1 protein-coding gene is annotated in these 287 nt (G+C 62.4%); it reads right to left on the bottom strand.

Annotated features, from left to right (window positions below; translation table 11 throughout):
* The coding region (locus ABLO27_RS27110) for a calcium-binding protein (protein ID WP_417714865.1) at positions 1-287 on the bottom strand (287 nt) is incomplete at both ends.

The following is a 287-nucleotide window of genomic DNA, read 5'->3' on the forward strand; positions in this document are numbered from 1 at the left end:
CCGCCATTGAGGATGTCCTCGCCATGGCCTCCGTCCAGAACGTCATTGCCGTCACCGCCATTGAGGTCGTCATTGCCGTAGCCACCCTGCAGGACGTCGTTGCCACCGTTGCCGTTGAGAATGTCGTCGCCGAGACCGCCATTGATGGCGTCGGCCTCATCCGATCCGTCCAGCGTCTCGTCAGCATCGGTGCCTTCGGTGTAGGCGGCCCCTGTTGTCAGCTCGCCGTCATGGTTGAAGCCGAACTGCATGGCCAGTGCCTTGAACTCGTCGGAGCCGTGATGGAG

This window comes from Roseibium sp. SCP15, from assembly GCF_040329435.1.
Lineage (GTDB): Bacteria > Pseudomonadota > Alphaproteobacteria > Rhizobiales > Stappiaceae > Roseibium.